Here is a 20,067-nt window from a genome sequence, read left to right on the forward strand (position 1 = left end):
ACAATGTCGTTGTTTTTATGAGCGTGCGGCAACCCAACCAACTACATGGTCTGCGTAATCGCGTAAGCGTTGGGATAGCCATTTTGCTTTAATTGTTCAAGAACCTCCGCGACGACTGCTTCATCGTGGATAGGGCCTAACTGTAATTTATAAATGTTATCCGCTACTGGCAGGTGAGCGGGAATTTGATATAACGCCGATAGCACGTTAGAGATAGATTTTGCTTTCTCGGCGTTTGAAAGCGCAGCAACTTGAATATAAATCGCATCACTTACCGCGTTGCTACTTTTCTCAATGCTGCTTGTGTTGGTATCCGCGGTGTTCGAAGAGGGGGCTAATGGCGGGGTGGGTGAAGTTGCTGCCAAAGCCGGTGCAGGTACTACCGCAATACCCAAGTATTCATCGTAAGTGACGGTTGGGCTGTTTCCCACCGTCACATTGTTTTGTTCGTCAAAGTGGATAACTTCAAGTTTGACTCGCGCTGTGCCTTTGCTGTGGTAGCCTAGTTTTACTGCGGCTGCATACGACAAATCGATAATTCTATCATCGTGAAAAGGGCCGCGGTCGTTAACGCGGACGATCGCTTGTTTGTTGTTTTCCAAGTTAGTAACACGTACGTATGAGGGCAGAGGCAATGTTTTGTGAGCCGCGCTCATGGCAAACATATTGTAAGTTTCGCCATTTGAGGTTAAGTGACCGTGAAACTTCTGACCATACCAACTGGCATAGCCGACCTCTTCATAGCCTTTACCACTATCCATTGGCGTGTAGTGCTTGCCCAGTACCTTGTAAGGCCTGCTGTTAAACATGCGGTAGGCTTCGTACTTTGGAACAGCATCAAGTGTTTCTGGTTTCTTAGCAACGTGCTTAGGCGCTGAGTCTTGCTTTTGGGTATAGCGACTAGATTGTGTAGGTGCACTTTGGCATCCCACCAATGCCAAAACTATAACAACAGCTAAGCCATAGCGAAAGAACTGTCCGTTTGCCAGATTCTGGTTAACAAGACCCCCATTAACTAAACCCGCTTTTACAAAATCAAGTACCGAAAAAAGGCGCTGCAACATACAAGTTATCTAGACATTAAACGTTTCTGAGTGGCAATGGCCATAAGAATGCCAAAACCTGCCATTAAAGTCACCATAGATGTTCCTCCAAAGCTCACCAGAGGAAGGGGAACACCCACCACGGGAAGTAATCCGGACACCATGCCCATGTTTACAAATACATAAACAAAAAAGGTAAGCGTAATACTACCGCCAAGTAATTTTGCATAGGCGTCTTGTGCTCGGCTAGAAATTATAAGGCCGCGCATAATTATAAAAATGTATATTGCCATTAAACACATTACACCAGTAAGACCGAACTCTTCGCTGAATACTGAAAAGATAAAGTCGGTGTGACGTTCAGGTAAAAACTCGAGTTGTGATTGCGTGCCATGCAGCCAGCCTTTGCCGTCTACACCACCGGAACCAATGGCAATTTTAGATTGGATTATGTGGTAGCCAGAGCCTAGGGGGTCGCTTTCCGGATTCAAAAAAGTAAGAACCCGCTGTTTTTGATAATCCTTCATTAAAAAGAACCACATCACAGGCGCAAACGCGCCAATGAGGCCGCTCACTACTGAAATAAGCCGCCAGCTCATACCTGCCAGGAATATGGCAAAGATACCTGAACTGGCGATGAGTAACGAGGTCCCTAAATCAGGCTGCTTTGCAATGAGAATGGTGGGCACGACCACCAAACCAAACCCAACGATAATGTGGGTGGTGCGTGGCGGCATAGTGAATTTACTGATATACCATGCAACCATCATAGGCACGGCAAGCTTCATCAGTTCAGAGGGCTGAAAACGGATAAAGCCCAGATCTAGCCAGCGCTGTGCGCCTTTGCCCATATCACCAAATAATAAAACGGCAATTAGCATGAGCAGGCCTGCACCATAGGCATAGGTTGAGAAAAACCTAAACACGCCCAAAGGGGCTTGGGCTAATCCGAACATAACGATAAAGCTAAATCCCAGCCTGATAAACTGGCGCTCCATTTGCTCTATATCCTGACCTGACGCCGAGTACAGAGTAAATAGCCCAACACAACTTAGCACGAGAAGCCCGACTAACAGCCAGCCATCGATATGAATGCGCTGAAGAAAACTTATTTTATTAGGGTTTATGGTGGTTCTCTTCACTAGTTCATCCCTAATTCATTATCACTGTTTGCCGAGTCAGCTTCGGCAGTTTCAAAAACACGGTCTCTGAAATAGAAATCCATGATTTGACGGGCGACGGGGGCTGCGTTCTTACTACCACCGCCTACGTTTTCAAGTACCACGGTTACCGATATCTCTGGATCATTGAAAGGGGCAAAGCCAACATACATGGCATTGTCTCGAAGACGCTCATCAATTTTAGTAGCGTCATATTTTTCATTTTGACCTACGGTAAATAACTGTGCTGTTCCTGTCTTACCCGCAGAGTCGTAAGGGGTATCTGCAAATGCATGACGCGCGCCGCCTTCTTCGCCACTCACAACATCTCGCATGGCGTTTAACACCACATCCAAATTGTTACGGTTCTTAATTTCTATCGGCCGCAGCGACTTAAGTGGGATAAGGTCGACAGAACTATCGGTGTTCATATAACCGCGAATGATTTGTGGAATATAGCGTTCCCCAGCATTGATCAGCGTGTTAACCGATGTATTTAACTGTACCGGCGTGGTGGTCCAATAGCTCTGTCCTATACCAACAGGTATGGTGTCACCAATATACCAAGGTTGATTAAAGCGAGCGCGTTTCCAGCCTCGGCTAGGCATGTTGGCATCTGACTCTTCATAAAGATCGATACCCGTGAAATCTCCGAATCCGAATTGGTACATAGATTCACTGATTTTATCGATACCCAATTTATACGCTAGCTCGTAATAATAAGTATCGCACGACACTTCTATTGCTTTTGATACGTTAACTTTTCCATGGCCCCATCGACGCCAATCGCGCCACACGTGTGACACATTTGGCAATTGATAGCGACCTGTATCGTTAATGGTGTAGTCTTTGGTGATAATGCCTTCTTCTAGTCCAACAAAACCAAGGTGCGGTTTAATGGTAGAAGCGGGAGGGTATTGTCCTTGTGTCGCCCTGTTAATTAGCGGGCGGTCTGGCGAATTCAGTAGCGCAGAGTAATTCTTGCTGCTGATACCGTGCACGAATAAATTGGGGTCGTAACTAGGGTTAGAGTAAAGTGCCAGTACGCCACCTGTTTTAACATCGGTAACCACTACAGCGCCGCGCATACCTTCTATTATTCGCTGGGCTTCTAACTGAAGCTCTAAATCCAGGTTAAGTACGATGTCTTTGCCCGGTGTTGGCGGCTCAACACTAAGTACACGAATAATTCGGCCTTGATTGTTTACTTCGACCTGCTGATAACCCACTTTTCCATGAAGCAGCTCTTCGTGGTATTTCTCTATACCTAGCTTACCGATATCGTGGGTTGCGGCGTAATTATCTTCTTGGCCTGCTTCAACGAGTTTTTGTAAGTCTCGCTTGTTAATGCGTGCAACATAACCCAGTGCATGGGTAAGCGTTTCTTTATAAGGGTAATGACGAGCTAAACGCGCTTCAATTTGAACACCCGGAAACTTGTGTTTACTGGCAGAGAACAACGCTACTTCTTCTTCGCTTAGCTGAGTGCGAAGCGCAACGGGTTTAAATCTTCGCGTTCCTTTTAGCGTAGATTGAAAGCGATCAATTTCATCGCTGGTGATGCTCATTAATTCGGTCAGATCTGCAAGGGTTTGTTCAATATCATTCACTTGCTCTGGAATAACTTCCAAACTGAAAACCGGACGGTTCTCAGCTAAAAGCACGCCGTTACGGTCATAAATGAGACCGCGGTTAGGCGCTACGGGCAGCACTTTAATTCGGTTACCGTTAGACCGGGTTTGATAATCTTCAAACTGGGTGACCTGCAAAGAATAGAGGTTGTTAAGTACAATGCCCAACATGGCCACAACAATAATAAAAGCAATGGTCGCTCGGCGCGCGAACAAGTTCGCTTCAGCGGAGTGGTCCCGTATTGCTTGACGTTTTCGTTGCATTGACTTCCTTTGCATTAATAAAGCGACCAATTACTCACGGTGATATGGGTGGTTTTGCGTCACCGACCACGCGCGGTATAAGCTTTCTGTAAGAATGATCCTAACAAGTGGATGGGGTAGAGTTAAGGCTGATAAGGACCACTTTTGTTCCGACGCAGCAATACATTCTGGTGCTAGCCCTTCTGGACCACCAATAAGCAGACTTACATCGCGCCCGTCCATTTTCCAATTGTCGAGTTGTTTAGCAAGCGTGGGAGTGTCCCAGGGTTTACCTGTTACTTCTAACGTAACAATGCGATTTCCTTTGGGAATAGCGGCTAGCATTTGCTCGCCTTCTTTTTCCAAAATGCGCTTAATATCCGCGTTTTTGCCTCGCTTTCCGGCGGGTATTTCAGTAAAGGACACTGGCATGTCGCTAGGGAAACGACGAATAAACTCATCCACGCCTGTACTTACCCAGCTTGGCATTTTTGTTCCGACCGCGACGATTTGTATACGCACTTCTTTTACCCTTACCGCAGGAATTAGTATTTCACTTATACAATAAAGGCCATACACATTTGAGTATGGCCTTTATTGACCGTGTTACTGCATGTTTATAGCAAGCATTTACGCCACTACGACCACAGTTTCTCTAGCTGGTAGAAATCACGGGTTTCATCTTGCATAACGTGCAAAATAACATCACCAAAATCAACCAGAACCCATTCGCCGGTTTCCTTACCTTCCACACTTCCAGGTGCGTGGCCCGCTTTCTTCGCTTCTACCATGACATTTTCTGCAATAGATGAAACGTGGCGCTTTGAGTTACCTGAACAAATGATCATGGTATCTGTAATACTTGATTTGCCGCGAACGTCTAGTTCAATAACATCACGGCCTTTCATATCGTCAATTTTGTCTTTAACAAACTGTTTGAGCTGTTGACTCTCCAAGAGTTTTCCTCACTTACTTAACTTTTATATAACTGATGTTCGTTTATGTAATCTAAAACGCTTTCTTCTAACCATAAGTTAGATAGGTCAGCATTTGAATTGTTTGGCGTACCCGATTTCTCGGACGTGGCAGCACTTGCTAGTACGTCACGAATTTCAGTAGATGAAACACTAAAAAGCGGTGTGTTGGTTAACACTACATGGCCTGCAGGCTTTGCGTGAATAACACTTTTATCGTTAGCCACATGACAATCTAACCAAGCTTGTATTGCGGGAGGAGGCGAAAATTTCTCATCGTCTCTGCGCATAACCACTATGTGACAATAATCGAGCAGGTGTTCCCACTCGTACCATTTGTCTAGATTATACAGTGAATCAGCGCCAATGAAAAAACAGATTGTGTCATCGCTTTTCTCTTTAAGTGCACGCAGTGTTTTAACTGTATAAGAGGGTGACGGAAGCGTCAGTTCAATTAACTCTGGAATAAGTCTGTCATTGTTTTGGGCGCAAAGTTCAATCATTTTTACCCGATGGCTTTCTGACACACCTACTGACTTATGCGGAGCTAATTTACAAGGCATGAGATGAACGTGGTTGACGCCAATTTCATCTGCCGCTTTTAGTGCCGCACCAATATGGCCTTTATGCGGCGGATTAAACGTACCACCAAGAATGGCTTTCACCGTCGGGTTTGCTCGAGAAGCGCCGGAAAGACTCACTTAGACTTGCCCATTATGCCTGTAACAAAGGAATTTCGCGAAGGTCCATACCCATAAACATCATGCACAAGTGACACATTTCGACGTAAGGGCGGGCAATGACATTCTGTTTGAATGCATGATCTGACTGAGTCAACGCTTTTTGGATGTCTTCTAGCTGCGCGACGCTCAGACGATTCAAGGCACTTTGATAAAAACCTTGTCTATTACGCCAAATACCGAATTTTTGCCACTGAATGGGGGCACCGCTTTGCTGCGCTAGTTTTAGTTTCCATAACTGCTCCCACTCTCGAATAAGCGCCCAAATAATGATGTTAGGCTCCAGACCCTCACTCTCTAATCGGTATAGCATTTTTATGCAGCGGGTACTGTCGCCGCTAAGCATAACGTCAACCAGTTGAAACACGTTGAAACGCGACTGATCGACCATCGCCTTTTCAATTTGTTCGTCTGAAATAGACTGGTGTGGATAGAGTAGGGCGAGCTTATCAATTTCTTGCTTAGCAGCAAGCATGTTCCCTTCGCAGAAATCAGCAATCATCTTAGCACCCGACGCTGATACGGAGAGTTGGTGGGCATTTAACTGCTGGTTTAGCCATGCATTGAGCTGCTTGCCTTCCAACGGGTAACACAATACCGACGCGCCCAAATCATCAAGCACTTTAAACCATTTGCCGCGCTGCACGTCTTTGCCAATTTTGGGGCCGTGAACCAGCAGCAAAATATCGGGGTTTAATGACGCCGCGACTTCTTGCAGCATTTTACTGCCTTCAGTGCCCGGTTTTCCCGTAGGTAGCTCTAATTCAATAAACTGTTGGCTTGAGAAAAGCGACATGCTTTGTGTGGCTTCAATCAACTGATTCCAGTTAAAGCCCGTTTCAGCAACAAGTACTGTACGCTCTTCAAAGCCATTGGCTTTTGCTTTAGCGCGTATTTGCTCAATGACATCAAACTTCTGCTGGGGTTCATCTCCAAACACCAGATAGCACGGGCGAAGCGCCTTGGTGATATCTTGGCTAAATTGGTTTGGATAAATCTGCATGAAAAATTCTGATGTTTACTGACTAACGGAAGTTGACGCATTTGGTGCAGCGGCTGCCTGACTGGAAAGGCGTCTGATCATGATATCAGCGGCTTCATCGCGCATTTCACTTAGCATCAATTCAAGTTCGCGAGACTTTGCCAACACTTGGTCAGGGTCGTCTTGATAGTCACGTACTACTTCAAATTGCACTATTACCGCTTCCTTACCAGGAAACTGCACGCGGTAACGCACAACATATATCAGTTCATATTCAGCGACTTGACCCGAAGGATAAACCGACAGCAGCTGACGTTCTAATTTCTCTGGAAGCAAATAGATGTTTACGTTTTGGTTAGAGCGCGATGTTTTATCTACGCTAACACTGGATAAACCGTAAACGTTTAAGCGTTTATCAAGCGCACGCGCCAAGGGCGCGTGTGCTCGGGCACTTTCAATAGCAACGGTGTTTATGTCGTCAGGTAAGCTAGGGCTACTTCGCAAATGAAAGCCACAGCCAGTAACCAATACGGTTCCCAACACAGCGACTGCGAATTGTAAGTGCTTTTTCATCAGTATCTGACCTAGTTAGCTACAATGTTTACAAGCTTGCCAGGCACAACAATCACTTTACGAATGGTTTTACCTTCGATGAATTGCTGAACGTTAGGCTGTTCTTTCGCAGATGCTTCAATGCTCTCTTTGCTTGCATCAGCAGCAATTGTCATCTTAGCGCGCACCTTACCGTTAACCTGAACAATGATAAGCTTCTCGTCTTCAACCAATGCGGCTTTATCAGCCTGTGGCCATGGCGCTAAATCGATATCTTCACTGTGACCCAACACTTTCCATAGCTCGTGAGCGATGTGCGGCGTAATAGGGTTTAGAAGCAACAAGATAGATTCACAGGCTTCGCGCATAATTGCGATGTCCTGCGCGTTTTCTTGTGGTGCTTTTTGAAGGTGGTTTAACAATTCCATCACCGCTGCAACCGCAGTGTTAAAGGTTTGACGACGGCCTAGGTCATCAGACACCTTTTCAATGGTCTTGTGTACTTCACGGCGAAGAGCCTGTTGGTCTCTCGACAGTGCCTTAACATCAATCGCTTCTGGCGCGCCTTTTTCAACGTGTTCGGTCACTAATTTCCAGATACGACGTAAGAAACGGTTTGCACCTTCAACACCAGAGTCTACCCACTCAAGGGTTTGCTCCGGTGGCGCAGCAAACATGGTAAATAAACGCACCGTATCGGCACCGTACTGATCAATAACTTCCTGCGGGTCGATACCGTTATTCTTCGACTTAGACATTTTCGTCATACCGCCGTGAATAACTTCTTCACCGTCAGCGGTTAGCCATGCTTTAACAATACGGCCTTTATCGTCCTTTTCAGTGCTTACTTCGGTAGGCGAGAACCAGGTTTTCTTACCAGACGCGTCTTCACGATAGTACGAGTCAGCTAATACCATGCCTTGACACAGCAAACGCTTGAACGGCTCATCAGAGTTTACCAAGCCTTCATCGCGTAATAATTTGTGGAAGAAACGCGAGTAAAGTAAGTGCAAGATAGCGTGCTCGATACCACCAATGTATTGATCTACCGGCAACCAGTAGTTTGCTGATGTCGGGTCAAGCATGGCGTCGTTGTTAGTAGCACAGGCATAGCGCGCGTAGTACCACGATGACTCCATAAAGGTGTCGAAGGTATCCGTTTCACGTAACGCGGCTTCGCCATTGTATGTGGTTTTTGCCCACTCAGGGTCAGCTTTAATTGGCGAGGTAACGCCATTCATTTCTACGTCTTCAGGCAAAACAACCGGTAGTTGGTCAGCAGGAACCGGAACAGATTCACCGTTTTCCAAATTTAGCATTGGAATAGGTGCGCCCCAGTAGCGCTGACGGCTTACGCCCCAGTCACGAAGACGGTAATTTACTTTGCGCTTTCCACAGCCTTTGCTTTCAAGTTCATCAGCAATACCATTAAATGCGGCATCGAACTCAAGACCGTCGAACTTATCTGAATTGATCAAGCTACCTTTTTCAGTAAATGCAGACGCGGTAAGGTCGCACTTATCTTCATCACCTGCGTTTGGTGCAATGACTTGTTGAATAGGTAGGTTGTATTTAGTCGCAAACTCCCAATCGCGCTGGTCGTGGCCAGGAACAGCCATTACCGCGCCTGAACCATAGTCCATCAACACGAAGTTAGCGACCCAAATTGGAAGCTTTTCACCGGTTAGTGGGTGAACAACCTCAAAACCCGTGGCGAAACCTTTCTTCTCCATGGTTGCTAATTCAGCTTCAGCAACTTTGGTGTTTTTACATTCGTCGATAAAGGCCGCTAAATCTGGGTTCGATTTTGCTGCGAATTCGGCAAGAGGGTGCTGCGCAGCCACTGCAACGTAAGTAACGCCGTAGAAGGTATCTGGGCGCGTCGTATACACCGTCAAATCGGCAATGTCGTTAACCGCTGACGCTAAATCGAAGGTAATTTCAACACCTTCAGAGCGGCCAATCCAGTTTGCCTGCATTGTGCGTACTTGGTCTGGCCATTCTTCAAGCTGTTCTAAGTCTTGTAAAAGTTCTTCGGCGTAGTCAGTAATTTTAATAAACCACTGAGGGATCTCTTTTTGCTCAACCAGCGCACCAGAGCGCCATCCGCGACCATCGATTACCTGCTCGTTAGCCAAAACAGTTTGGTCTACAGGGTCCCAGTTGACAGTAGAGTTTTTCTTGTAAACAAGACCTTTTTCGTAAAGGCGTGTGAAGAACCACTGTTCCCAGCGATAGTAATCTGATTTACATGTGGTTACTTCGCGATCCCAGTCGTAACCGAAACCCAACGAGCGAAGTTGGTTTTTCATGTAATCAATATTTGAGTATGTCCATTTCGCAGGTGCAGTGTTGTTGTTAATTGCTGCGTTTTCAGCCGGAAGACCAAAAGCATCCCAACCCATAGGCTGCAATACATTTTTACCCTGCATGCGCTGGAAACGGCTGATCACGTCACCAATGGTGTAGTTGCGCACGTGGCCCATGTGAAGTCGGCCACTAGGGTATGGGAACATAGACAGGCAGTAGAACTTTTCTTTTTCTACATCGTCATTTGCTTTAAACGATTGGTTTTCTTCCCAGTATTGCTGAACGCGTTGTTCAATGTCTTTCGGATTGTACTGATTATCGGCCATGAAACTTAGGCTTCCGCATTAAAAGTTAAAACGTTTATGGGGCGGCATAAGGCGAGTTTGTAGCAACGCCAACTAACCGCGCGTGGGATTCACCCACTTAACATACATATAGCCCAATAGAATAACCCAGCGCTAAGCCATGCCTCAATAGCTTAACACCGAACTTGGCAATATTTATTGTTGCTTGCTTGAAAAGTGAGCATTAATGACACGGTTTTCGTCGATTGAACACCAGAATACGCCCCATTTGCTCATCTTACTTTCTCTTAGCGCCATCTTATCTTGTCGATAAACAGGCCCCGGTGTCGCATCTAATTATTGTCACTAAACGCGGTTAGCGCATTTAGTTGTTGCGCCTGCACTTTGTCTACTACTCGAACTAAATTGGCGGCGTCTTCGTTAGATGCTTTTTGGCCATTAAAGTGAATATTGCCTGAGGCGTGGTAGGTAAGGGTGACTTTAGTTTTCGGTATGCGACCGTCTTGTGTGTTTGCATCCGATGAAGTGCTCGATGCTATTGTGCTGAATTCCCATGTCAGTGCACCTGACATACCCATTTCTTGAAGAGGGCCTAAGCCACCTGTCATCACCACTTTTTTGTTCGGTTCAACATAGCTTACCTGCATATGCGCTGCACTCGCCGTGTCTGTCGTTTCACAGAAACAGCCACCAGCCTGCTCATCTATGCGCAAAGCACCTTTCCACCATGTGTGGTCTTTCGGCCACCACATATCCACATGTTGAATAAAATGAGAGTACACGACTTCAACTGGCGCATAGCTTTCACTCTCATTGGTGATAGAAAACCCTGAGTTATCTGCATAGTTTACGTTAGCAATACTCATTGAAGAAAATGCCGTACACAGAAAGGTAGCAAGGAAAGCGGAGGTGAGCAGAAGGGGTGAGCGAGTTTTCAATTTTTTTGTCATTGTTATTACCCTGTTTTTGTTCATTGATTATTGCGCGCGAAACCTGGTCTCGTCGCCAAACGAATTTCGGTTTTTGTGTTTTCTAAGGTAATTGAAAGCAGCTTGCGTTGCTACCTACTTTAAAGCCTTACTGTTACAGGATTCTTCAGAGCTTTGTCTTGACCCCATTGTCCTTACGGCTCTGACCTTGGCGCGCTTTTCTTAACGCTGTGATTTTAATGCTCTGATCCAAATTATGCGGCAGAAATAAATGCAGCGGTTAAATTGAAGTAAGTTCTTTCGTACTTAACTCCTTTTCGGCTTTTATTAGATGCTACACCTTGTGTCGCAAGGTATCAGTTCTAATGAAGACCACAAAAAGCTCGTAGTGCTTGCCAATTCCTCTCTAAAATCATGAAGGTGGTTGTTTGTTGTGCAATTAGCGATGCAAAGCTGCCTTATTCAGGATAAGCGTTTGACACTAATGTTAATTAGGGTTTCACTTAAGTAAAGAAACAAAGATAGAACAGACATGTCTGTAGACAGTAAATTATATGCGTTAGATGTAGACGCGCTTTCACCTACCATAAATCGCCGAGCGATAAACAGTGCCTTAAAAGATGATGAAGCGCTAAATGCGACCTTCATTGGGCAAGAGCGTGCGCGTGAAGCACTTACGTTTGGGTTAGGTATTAACACCAAAGGCTATAATCTTTATGTGATGGGTGAGCCCGCTACGGGGCGCTTCACTCTAGTGAAGGATTACATTGAACGCCAAGTTGCCCAGCTACCGGCGCCTGATGATTGTTGTTATATCAACAATTTTGACGAAGAGCGCGAACCTGTTGCGCTAAAATTTCCTCCCGGTGGTGGAAAAGCATTCCACAAGGACATGGCTGCGCTTATTGACGATGTCTTAGACTCACTGCCCATTGCTTTTGATAACCCGGGATATCAGCGCCGTCGCGCGTCAATTTCCAGAGAGTTCGAGCAAAAGTACGATGCGGCTATCGATGCGGTAGAGCGTTACGCACAAGCGAATGATGTTGCGCTGTACGAAGAGGGTGGCTCTATTACGTTTTCACCTATCGTTAACGGCAAGCCAATAAGTGACACAGAGTTTGCGTCATTAACTGACGCACAACGGGAAGGGTTTTATACTCTTATTGACGAGCTAGAAAATAGGTTAAGCGAAGGTCTGTTAAGCCTGCCTACGTGGAAACGCGAAAACTCTGAGCGTCTGCGTGAGCTTGACAAAAAGACCGCAGAGCAGGGAATTAAGCCGCTGTTAAAAGTGCTTGAGCACAAATACGCGTCTGAGCTAGGGGTAATGAAGTACCTCAAGCAGCTTAAAACTGCATTGGTCAATGCTATCTTAGTCATTCACAGTGAAGAGCAGAAAGAAGAGAAGAGTGATGACTTCGATAAGAAGATATTTTTAGAAGAGCAATTTCTTCCTAACGTTTTGGTGTCGAATAAACTCGATGACGCAGCCCCTGTTATTTATGAGCCGAACCCTACTTATCAAAATTTGTTTGGCAAAATAGAGTACACCAACATTCACGGCAGCGTGTTTACCAACTATCGCATGATTCAGCCCGGTGCGCTCCATCGTGCAAATGGCGGTTATTTGTTGTTGGATGTCGACCAACTTATTGAACAACCTTTCGTGTGGGATACTCTTAAGCTTGCCATCAAGTCACAGCGCTTGCGCATGGACTTACCTCAGCAAGATGTGGGTATGGTGAACAACATTACGCTCAATCCACAGCCCATCGACTTAAATGTGAAAATCGTTCTGTTAGGTTCGCGTGATTTATACTACACGCTGCAAGATTACGATGACGAGTTTGATGAACTGTTTAGAGTGTTGGTGGATTTTGATTTGGAAATTCCCGTCACCAGACAGGCGCTTTTTGATTTCGTGGGCAAAGTACGTGCGCATCTTATTCAGTTAGGACTTAAAGGCATTACCGCTAACGCGATGTGCAGGCTAGTTGAGTACTCGTTAAGAATTGCTGAACATAAAGAAAAGCTATCTGCGCACTTCGCTGAAGTTATCGAGCTAGTTAATGAAGCCTATTATTTCTGTCAGAAATCTAATGCCGACACACTAGAACTTGATCATTTAAAAACAGCGTTAAGTGCCAAGAAGCGTCGCACCGGCCGCGTCAGTCAAACACTATTAAACGATATTAAAGAAGGGCACGTGCTAATTGCCACTGAAGGAAAAGCGGTAGGCAAAGTAAACGGGTTAACGGTATTGGATATTGGTGACACTGCATTTGGTACGCCTGCACGCATTACGTCTACTGTATTTGCCGGCGCAAGTGGTGTCGTTGATATTGAGCGTGAGGTAGAGCTTGGACAGCCTATTCACTCAAAGGGCGTTATGTTGCTGAACGGCTACTTGGGCAACAAGTATGCCCAGCATTTCCCGTTAACCCTATCGGCAAATATAGCGCTAGAGCAGTCATACGGACATATTGATGGCGATAGTGCATCCCTTGGTGAACTGGTTGCGCTTATTTCTGCGTTGACTGAAATCCCTTGCTTACAAACTTTGGCTATCACGGGTTCCATAAACCAGTATGGTGAAGTGCAAGCGGTTGGCGGTGTGAACGAAAAGATAGAAGGCTTTTTCGACTTGTGTCAACACCGTGGCCTCACCGGCACGCAAGGCGTGATTATTCCTAAATCAAATGCGATTAATTTGGTATTAGACGCCACTGTTATCGACGCAGTGAAAAAAGGGCTGTTCCATATTTACACTGTAGAGACCGTTGATGATGCGCTATCTATTTTGATGGAACAGGAAGCGGGTAAAATAAGTAGTAAGGGTCGTTACCCCAAAAATTCAATCAATTACCATGCCGTAAACCGTCTATACAATATTGCGCTTATTGTTAATGGGGGCGATGGCGAATAGATAAAAACGAAGCGCGTACTTGCAGTGTCGAGACGCGCTTCTTGATTTTTGCATTAATCTTGGTTGATGCGCTTATAAAGAAGCGTTTTTTCAGTAGAACGTGCACACAGCCATTCAATGTTAAACGCAAGTACCAGAGCGCGCTAATCGCGGGTGCTGATGACCAGAGTCTCTGAAATTTTATCTTGGATAGCTTGTCGGTTAGGATCCCAGTAAATTTGCACAAATCCCAACAAGCCAGTTGCTAAACCCGCACCATAACCTCCATAACGACCAAAGCTCTCCCATAGCGACAGTCCAGAACCATCGAGTTTGAGTACTTGTATATTTAGCAGTCGTTTACCTGGAGTTTTTCCGCTAAACCATGCGGTAAACACGCTGTAATAAAGCGCGGCCCAACCAAAGCCTAAGCCAAGCTCAGTAATTAACCCTTTAATCCACGCGACAATGCTGTAAGTGTTTGCTGAGGGCTCTGAAGTTGCGTCATCGAAATCTGCTAGGTCACTTTCAATACCTTCAGCTTCCTGTAGGCCATCTTCATGCACTTCTTTATTTACAACTTGCTCATTTACTCCAATATCATCATTCGCACCATTTTTCTCACTTGGGCGATTAGGCGAGTCGATCACGTTGCTGACAGTTGCATCGTCACGAAAGTAATTAGCCTCATTGGCAGCATCTAACGTAAGCAACACTGTCCAAAAGAGCATGAACGCTCCACCTATTCGAAGAAATGAACGCGTAGTTTTTTTATGGCTTTGATTGGCTACGTTGCGGCTAGCTTTATAAAACGTCACTGTAGCAATAATCGCCAAAAACAGCGCATCCAGTGAGCTCAAAATGGCGACAAATAGTAGGTCAATACACTGAGCCAACCCTCGTTGAAAAGGTGTAGCCAGACGCTTGCCCAACAGCGAGCTAGCCACGCCAAACGCATAGGGCGTGACTATATCCTTTGTTTCAACGGTTTCTAATTTATCTGCAGTATTATTTTCGACATCACTACTTAGAGGTGGCGAATCAATATGTTGATGAGGGTGAGACATTTGCCGTCCACTGTGCTTAACCTAATTCCATAACACTACTTTACACAGTAAGGCGTACTATTTTAACTCTTTTATCTGAAGGGCAAGCACCCCGCAAATACGCATGCAGGATACAGTGTAATCTCTTCAATAGTCGGAATATTTTTCTTTTTAGCAAATAGATAAATTAGGTGTACTTCACTTAAGCTATTGATTTATATGCGCGGCATTGGGTTTGCATCAGAGTTTATCGAATGGATAACAATGATGCCTTTAAGGAGGTTACGATGTTTAACTCAAAACAAACGATTACAGCAACACTGGTTTCAGTCGCAATGATGGGGTCATCTGCAATGGCACAAGCTAACGTTGACGAGATGAAAACTGCGCAAATGCAAGCAGCTTCAGCGTCAGTGCAACCTGAGTCCAGAACATCTGAGTCTGGTGATACGTGGATTACGTTGACCGGTGAGGTGTCTGCTGTAGATTCAAAATTCTTTACGTTAGATTACGGTGACGGGAATATCTTTGTTGAGTTAAGAGACACCGACCTTGACAGTAATGCCTATGCAAAAATGAAAGGCGAAGAAGTCATGGTAACGGCGCGTCTTGATGATGGCATGTTTTCGAGCGAAAGGTTAGTTGCTCAGAGTGTGATTGTTGATGGTATGGATACTGTTTACTTAGCTGAGTCGGTTAATCAGGCTTCGGCAGATCTTTATTTAAGTACAGCAAGTAACATTGAGTTTGACGATGAAGAAATGGTGCTTGTAGGTACCGTTAAATCAATTGGCAAAGAAGCGTTACAAATTGACGTGGGCGATACCACCCTCACGGTAGAGCTTGATGAGCTAGAGGACGCACCTGTGGATGCGGATGGTTACCTAACGCTAATGAAAGGCGAGCGCGTACGCATCACTGGCGAGCTAGAAGACGATTTCTTTAATCGTTTCACCGTAGAAGCTGATACGCTAATCAAAATGAAAAGTTAACTATTACTGATAGATAACGCTTTAAAAAAACCGCAGAAAGGCGGTTTTTTTGATTAAATTATTAATGTACTTAATCACTACTTTGGAGGCATGCGCAGCCCGCCGTCTAAGCGGATTGTCTCACCATTTAGGTAGCTATTGTTCGCCATATGGATAACCAACTTAGCAAATTCTTCTGGTAGCCCAAGGCGCTTAGGAAACTGAACGTTAGCAGAAAGGGCGTCTTGCACTTTTTCTGGCATAGCAAGTAGCATTGGCGTGCCCATTACACCCGGCGCAATGGTGTTAACACGAATACCCAACGGGGCTAAGTCTCGAGCCATTGGAAGGGTTAAGCCGATAATACCACCTTTACTCGCGGCATAAGCGGTTTGCCCTATTTGACCTTCGTAACCAGCAACTGAAGCAGTGTTTACGATAAGACCGCGTTCGCCTTCCTCGTTAACTGGCGATTGCTTTGCCATCGTTGCTGCAACTAAGCGAGAAACATTAAAGCTTCCTACTAAGTTAATATCGATAGTTTTCTGGAAATCACCCAACGGCGCCGGATTGCCTTCTTTGTCGAGTAGTCGCTTAGCTGGGGCAATGCCTGCACAATTAACCACTAGAGAAATGGCGCCAAACCTTTCGGTTGTCGCGTCTATAGCTGCTTGAACAGAAGCTTCATCGCGTACATCGACTTTGGTGAAAAGTGTGTTGTTTTTGCCTAATTCCTCTACGCGCTTTGCGCCAAGCTCTTCATTTAAGTCGAAAAGGCTGACGTTAGCACCTGCATCTCGAAGTGCGATAGCAGTGGCGTGACCAAGTCCGAAACAACCGCCAGTAACAATGGCAGTAAGATTATTTAGCGTCATAGATTTCCCTTAAACCCTAGTTTTTCACTATTATTAAAGTGATGTTAACGGGAAGTAAGAAGAAAAACTACGGTGCCGACGGGGATCGGCACCTTATATTCGGTTATTTTGCAGCTATTTTGGCAACTGAATTTTACAGTCTTCGCTTTGACGGTAGATAATTAGCGTGTGGCCGATTACCTGTAGCTTAACTGAGTTTGTTTCACGAACAATGGCATCCATGATTAGCGCTTTTTCTTCGCGATCGTCTGTTGGCACCTTAACTTTAATTAATTCGTGATGGCTAAGGGCGTTGTCAATTTCGGCAACCACACCTTCTGTCAGGCCGTTCCCACCTAGCTGCACAACAGGTTTTAAAGGGTGTGCAAGGCCTTTTAGGAATTGTTTCTGTTTATTTGAAAGTTTCATGAAGTAATATTTCTTACAATTAATCTGTTAGTTTATGCTTGAAATAACGTATTCTAACGCCATCTTCTCTACAATCCTAATGACATTGTATTGGAATGACAAAAAAGAAACACTCCGCCAGCAGTAAACGCTGGCTACAAGAACACGTTAACGACCATTATGTGCAAAAAGCAAATAAGGAAGGTTGGCGCTCGCGAGCTATCTATAAACTGGAAGAAATTCAGAAAAAAGATAAGCTTATTAAACCAGGAATGACACTTGTAGACCTTGGTGCTGCACCGGGGGGCTGGTCACAGCTAGCCGCACAGCTCGTTGGCGACAATGGTCAAGTTATCGCGTGCGATATTTTGCCCATGGACCCAATCGTGGGCGTAGACTTTTTACAAGGTGATTTCAGAGAGGACGCTGTTCTCGACGCACTATTGAACAGAATCGGTGGGAACACCGTAGATATTGTGTTGTCTGATATGGCACCGAACCTTGCAGGTAACGCGTCGGTTGACCAATCTCGCTCTATGTATCTTTGCGAACTAGCGCTTGATATGTGTCACCAAGTGTTAAAGCCTGGTGGTTCGTTTGTCATAAAGGTGTTCCAAGGTGAGGGGTTTGTTGAGTTCATGAACGCACTTAAACAATCTTTCACAACCATAAAGACGCGTAAGCCTGACTCGTCCAGATCACGTTCGCGAGAGGTGTATTTGGTGGCTTGTGGGTATAAAGTGTAGTACGCTTTGAGATAAGCGGTTTTCGTTGCGAGTTGTGTCGTTTATTCAATAAACAACTTGTTGAATATACAAGCAATTCGGGTTTATAGAGGTTAGTAGCATTGAGCGATATGGCAAAAAATTTAATTTTATGGTTAGTCATCGCCGTTGTTTTAATGTCGGTTTTCCAGAGCTTTTCACCGAGTGAATCGTCTCGTTCGCAAACTGACTACACAACGTTTTTGAGAGAAGCAGAACAGGGAAATATTCGAGAAGTTCGCATCAATAATAGTGGCGAAATTCGAGGTACTAAGCGTTCAGGCGAAACTTTCCAAACATTTGTACCTTACTTCGATGACAAGTTAGTATCTGACTTGGTTAAGAACGACGTAAGAGTGTACGGTGAACCACCAGAAGAGCAGTCTCTTCTGACGTCTATTTTCATCTCATGGTTCCCCATGTTACTGCTTATTGGTGTATGGATTTTCTTCATGCGTCAAATGCAGGGTGGCGGCGGCCGTGGCGCTATGTCATTCGGTAAAAGCAAAGCTCGCTTGCTTGGTGAAGACCAAATTAAGACAACATTTGCTGACGTAGCAGGCTGTGACGAAGCGAAAGAAGATGTATCTGAATTGGTAGACTTCCTACGCGACCCGTCTAAGTTCCAAAAGCTTGGTGGTAAAATTCCGAAGGGCGTACTTATGGTAGGTCCTCCTGGTACGGGTAAAACGTTGCTTGCGAAAGCTATCGCGGGTGAAGCAAAAGTACCGTTCTTTACTATCTCAGGTTCTGATTTCGTTGAAATGTTCGTGGGTGTAGGTGCATCTCGTGTGCGTGACATGTTCGAACAAGCGAAGAAAGCAGCACCGTGTATCATCTTCATTGATGAAATCGATGCGGTAGGTCGTCAACGTGGCGCAGGTTTAGGTGGTGGTCACGATGAGCGTGAACAAACCCTTAACCAGATGCTTGTTGAAATGGACGGTTTTGAAGGTCACGAAGGTATTATCGTTATTGCGGCAACTAACCGCCCTGACGTATTAGACCCTGCGCTACTTCGTCCTGGTCGTTTTGACCGTCAGGTAGTGGTTGGTCTTCCAGATATTCGTGGTCGTGAACAAATTCTTAAGGTTCACATTCGCAAAGTACCAGTGGCTGATAACGTAGAGCCGTCAGTTATTGCTCGTGGTACACCAGGCTTCTCAGGTGCTGACCTTGCTAACCTAGTAAACGAAGCTGCATTGTTCGCTGCTCGCGGCAACAAGCGCCTTGTTTCTATGGAAGAGTTTGAGAAAGCGAAAGACAAAATCATGATGGGCTCTGAGCGTAAGTCTATGGTGATGTCTGAGCCTGAAAAAGAAATGACAGCGTATCACGAAGCGGGTCACGCTATCGTAGGTCGCTTAGTGCCAGAGCACGATCCGGTATACAAAGTGTCAATCATTCCACGCGGTCGCGCGCTGGGTGTGACCATGTACTTACCAGAGCAAGACCGAGTGAGCCACTCTAAACAGCACTTAGAAAGTATGATTTCTAGCTTGTTTGGTGGGCGTATTGCTGAAGCCATTATTTATGGTGACGACAAAGTAACCACGGGTGCATCTAACGACATCGAACGCGCAACTGAAATTGCACGTAAGATGGTGACCCAATGGGGCTTGTCGAGCAAAATGGGCCCAATGCTTTACGCTGAAGACGAAGGTGAAGTGTTCCTAGGCAAGTCTATGTCTAAGGCAACAAACATGTCTGATGACACAGCACGTGCCATTGATGCGGAAATTAAGTCACTGATTGACCGCAACTACGAGCGCGCTCAAAAGATCCTTGAAGACAACATCGATATTTTACATTCAATGAAAGACGCACTGATGAAGTACGAAACCATTGATGCTAAGCAAATTGATGATTTGATGAACCGCACTGACGTTCGTCCTCCTGCTGACTGGGATGACAGCAAGCCATCGGGTGGCGACAAGCCAAGTGGTGGTGCACCGGTTCGCGAAGGTGAAATCAAAAATGACGGTGTAGACAAACCGTCGGTAGGTAAGCCGGGCGATATTCCAAGCTAACCTTCTACATCCATTGAAAAACGCCAGTTTAACTGGCGTTTTTTGTTAGAGCTGATTGATTTTAATCTGGGAATTTGACTTACAGTTTATGTCACTGTGTTAGCTGAGTTATTTATTTCGTTACGCTTTACATTTTTCTTTGCAAAGAACAATGAAAAAACACGACGAAGAACAAACTAAAGAATTCAGCAAGCAACAAGGCAAAGAGCATGCATTT

The 20,067-nt window shown here is 45.3% G+C and carries 17 protein-coding genes; 4 read left to right on the forward strand and 13 right to left on the reverse strand.

The window, feature by feature from the left end; all coding sequences use genetic code 11:
• Window positions 1-41: 41 nt before the first annotated feature.
• From BIZ39_RS11070 to BIZ39_RS11115, 10 genes are all read right to left on the reverse strand, one after another.
• The gene (locus tag BIZ39_RS11070; RefSeq protein WP_168463319.1) at window positions 42-1,064 is read right to left on the reverse strand and encodes a septal ring lytic transglycosylase RlpA family protein; all 1,023 of its coding nucleotides are present in this window, start codon (window positions 1,062-1,064) and stop codon (window positions 42-44) included.
• Between the two features lie 5 nt (window positions 1,065-1,069).
• A complete protein-coding gene (gene rodA / locus BIZ39_RS11075) occupies window positions 1,070-2,185 on the reverse strand; it encodes a rod shape-determining protein RodA (RefSeq protein WP_187446976.1) in 1,116 nt (371 codons plus the stop codon).
• Window positions 2,185-4,098 carry a penicillin-binding protein 2 gene (mrdA, locus tag BIZ39_RS11080; protein ID WP_187446977.1) on the reverse strand — a complete coding sequence of 638 codons (1,914 nt, stop codon included), beginning with the start codon at window positions 4,096-4,098 and terminating at the stop codon, window positions 2,185-2,187. The genes rodA and mrdA overlap by 1 nt, the downstream gene beginning before the upstream one ends.
• 30 nt (window positions 4,099-4,128) lie before the next feature.
• Window positions 4,129-4,599 (reverse strand): 23S rRNA (pseudouridine(1915)-N(3))-methyltransferase RlmH, encoded by a 471-nt coding sequence (gene rlmH / locus BIZ39_RS11085; protein WP_014949352.1) that lies wholly within the window; start codon window positions 4,597-4,599, stop codon window positions 4,129-4,131.
• Window positions 4,600-4,715: 116 nt separating this feature from the next.
• Window positions 4,716-5,033 carry a ribosome silencing factor gene (rsfS, locus tag BIZ39_RS11090; RefSeq protein ID WP_014949353.1) on the reverse strand — a complete coding sequence of 106 codons (318 nt, stop codon included), beginning with the start codon at window positions 5,031-5,033 and terminating at the stop codon, window positions 4,716-4,718.
• A 17-nt stretch (window positions 5,034-5,050) separates the two neighbouring features.
• The gene (nadD, locus tag BIZ39_RS11095; protein ID WP_316248254.1) at window positions 5,051-5,752 is read right to left on the reverse strand and encodes a nicotinate (nicotinamide) nucleotide adenylyltransferase; all 702 of its coding nucleotides are present in this window, start codon (window positions 5,750-5,752) and stop codon (window positions 5,051-5,053) included.
• 13 nt (window positions 5,753-5,765) lie between these two features.
• The gene (holA, locus tag BIZ39_RS11100; RefSeq protein WP_014949355.1) at window positions 5,766-6,794 is read right to left on the reverse strand and encodes a DNA polymerase III subunit delta; all 1,029 of its coding nucleotides are present in this window, start codon (window positions 6,792-6,794) and stop codon (window positions 5,766-5,768) included.
• 15 nt (window positions 6,795-6,809) lie between these two features.
• Window positions 6,810-7,346 (reverse strand): LPS assembly lipoprotein LptE, encoded by a 537-nt coding sequence (lptE, locus tag BIZ39_RS11105; protein WP_187446978.1) that lies wholly within the window; start codon window positions 7,344-7,346, stop codon window positions 6,810-6,812.
• An 11-nt stretch (window positions 7,347-7,357) separates the two neighbouring features.
• Entirely contained in the window at window positions 7,358-9,961 is a 2,604-nt protein-coding gene (gene leuS, locus BIZ39_RS11110) for a leucine--tRNA ligase (protein WP_187446979.1), read from the reverse strand.
• Window positions 9,962-10,272: 311 nt separating this feature from the next.
• A complete protein-coding gene (locus BIZ39_RS11115; protein WP_187446980.1) occupies window positions 10,273-10,890 on the reverse strand; it encodes a hypothetical protein in 618 nt (205 codons plus the stop codon).
• 511 nt (window positions 10,891-11,401) lie between these two features.
• Between BIZ39_RS11115 and BIZ39_RS11120 the strand changes: the two genes are divergently transcribed.
• On the forward strand, window positions 11,402-13,798 hold the full coding sequence (locus tag BIZ39_RS11120; RefSeq protein WP_187446981.1) for a Lon protease family protein: 2,397 nt from the start codon (window positions 11,402-11,404) through the stop codon (window positions 13,796-13,798).
• Window positions 13,799-13,941: 143 nt separating this feature from the next.
• Here the strand turns inward: BIZ39_RS11120 and BIZ39_RS11125 are convergent, their stop codons facing one another.
• On the reverse strand, window positions 13,942-14,844 hold the full coding sequence (locus tag BIZ39_RS11125; RefSeq protein WP_187446982.1) for an RDD family protein: 903 nt from the start codon (window positions 14,842-14,844) through the stop codon (window positions 13,942-13,944).
• A 266-nt stretch (window positions 14,845-15,110) separates the two neighbouring features.
• Here BIZ39_RS11125 and BIZ39_RS11130 point away from each other — a divergent pair, with 266 nt between their 5' ends.
• A complete protein-coding gene (locus BIZ39_RS11130) occupies window positions 15,111-15,815 on the forward strand; it encodes a hypothetical protein (RefSeq protein WP_156078313.1) in 705 nt (234 codons plus the stop codon).
• A gap of 77 nt (window positions 15,816-15,892) precedes the next feature.
• Here the strand turns inward: BIZ39_RS11130 and BIZ39_RS11135 are convergent, their stop codons facing one another.
• Together BIZ39_RS11135 and yhbY are read right to left on the reverse strand one after the other, a co-directional pair.
• Entirely contained in the window at window positions 15,893-16,669 is a 777-nt protein-coding gene (locus BIZ39_RS11135; RefSeq protein ID WP_187446983.1) for a 3-hydroxyacyl-CoA dehydrogenase, read from the reverse strand.
• Between the two features lie 114 nt (window positions 16,670-16,783).
• Complete coding sequence (yhbY, locus tag BIZ39_RS11140; RefSeq protein ID WP_014949363.1) at window positions 16,784-17,077, reverse strand: ribosome assembly RNA-binding protein YhbY; 294 nt, start codon at window positions 17,075-17,077, stop codon at window positions 16,784-16,786.
• 95 nt (window positions 17,078-17,172) lie between these two features.
• Here yhbY and rlmE point away from each other — a divergent pair, with 95 nt between their 5' ends.
• The gene (gene rlmE / locus BIZ39_RS11145; RefSeq protein ID WP_014949364.1) at window positions 17,173-17,802 is read left to right on the forward strand and encodes a 23S rRNA (uridine(2552)-2'-O)-methyltransferase RlmE; all 630 of its coding nucleotides are present in this window, start codon (window positions 17,173-17,175) and stop codon (window positions 17,800-17,802) included.
• A 101-nt stretch (window positions 17,803-17,903) separates the two neighbouring features.
• Complete coding sequence (ftsH, locus tag BIZ39_RS11150) at window positions 17,904-19,850, forward strand: ATP-dependent zinc metalloprotease FtsH (protein ID WP_014949365.1); 1,947 nt, start codon at window positions 17,904-17,906, stop codon at window positions 19,848-19,850.
• Window positions 19,851-20,067 lie beyond the last annotated feature (217 nt).

This window comes from Alteromonas sp. BZK5 (assembly GCF_014349115.1).
Classification (GTDB): Bacteria; Pseudomonadota; Gammaproteobacteria; order Enterobacterales; family Alteromonadaceae; genus Alteromonas; species Alteromonas macleodii.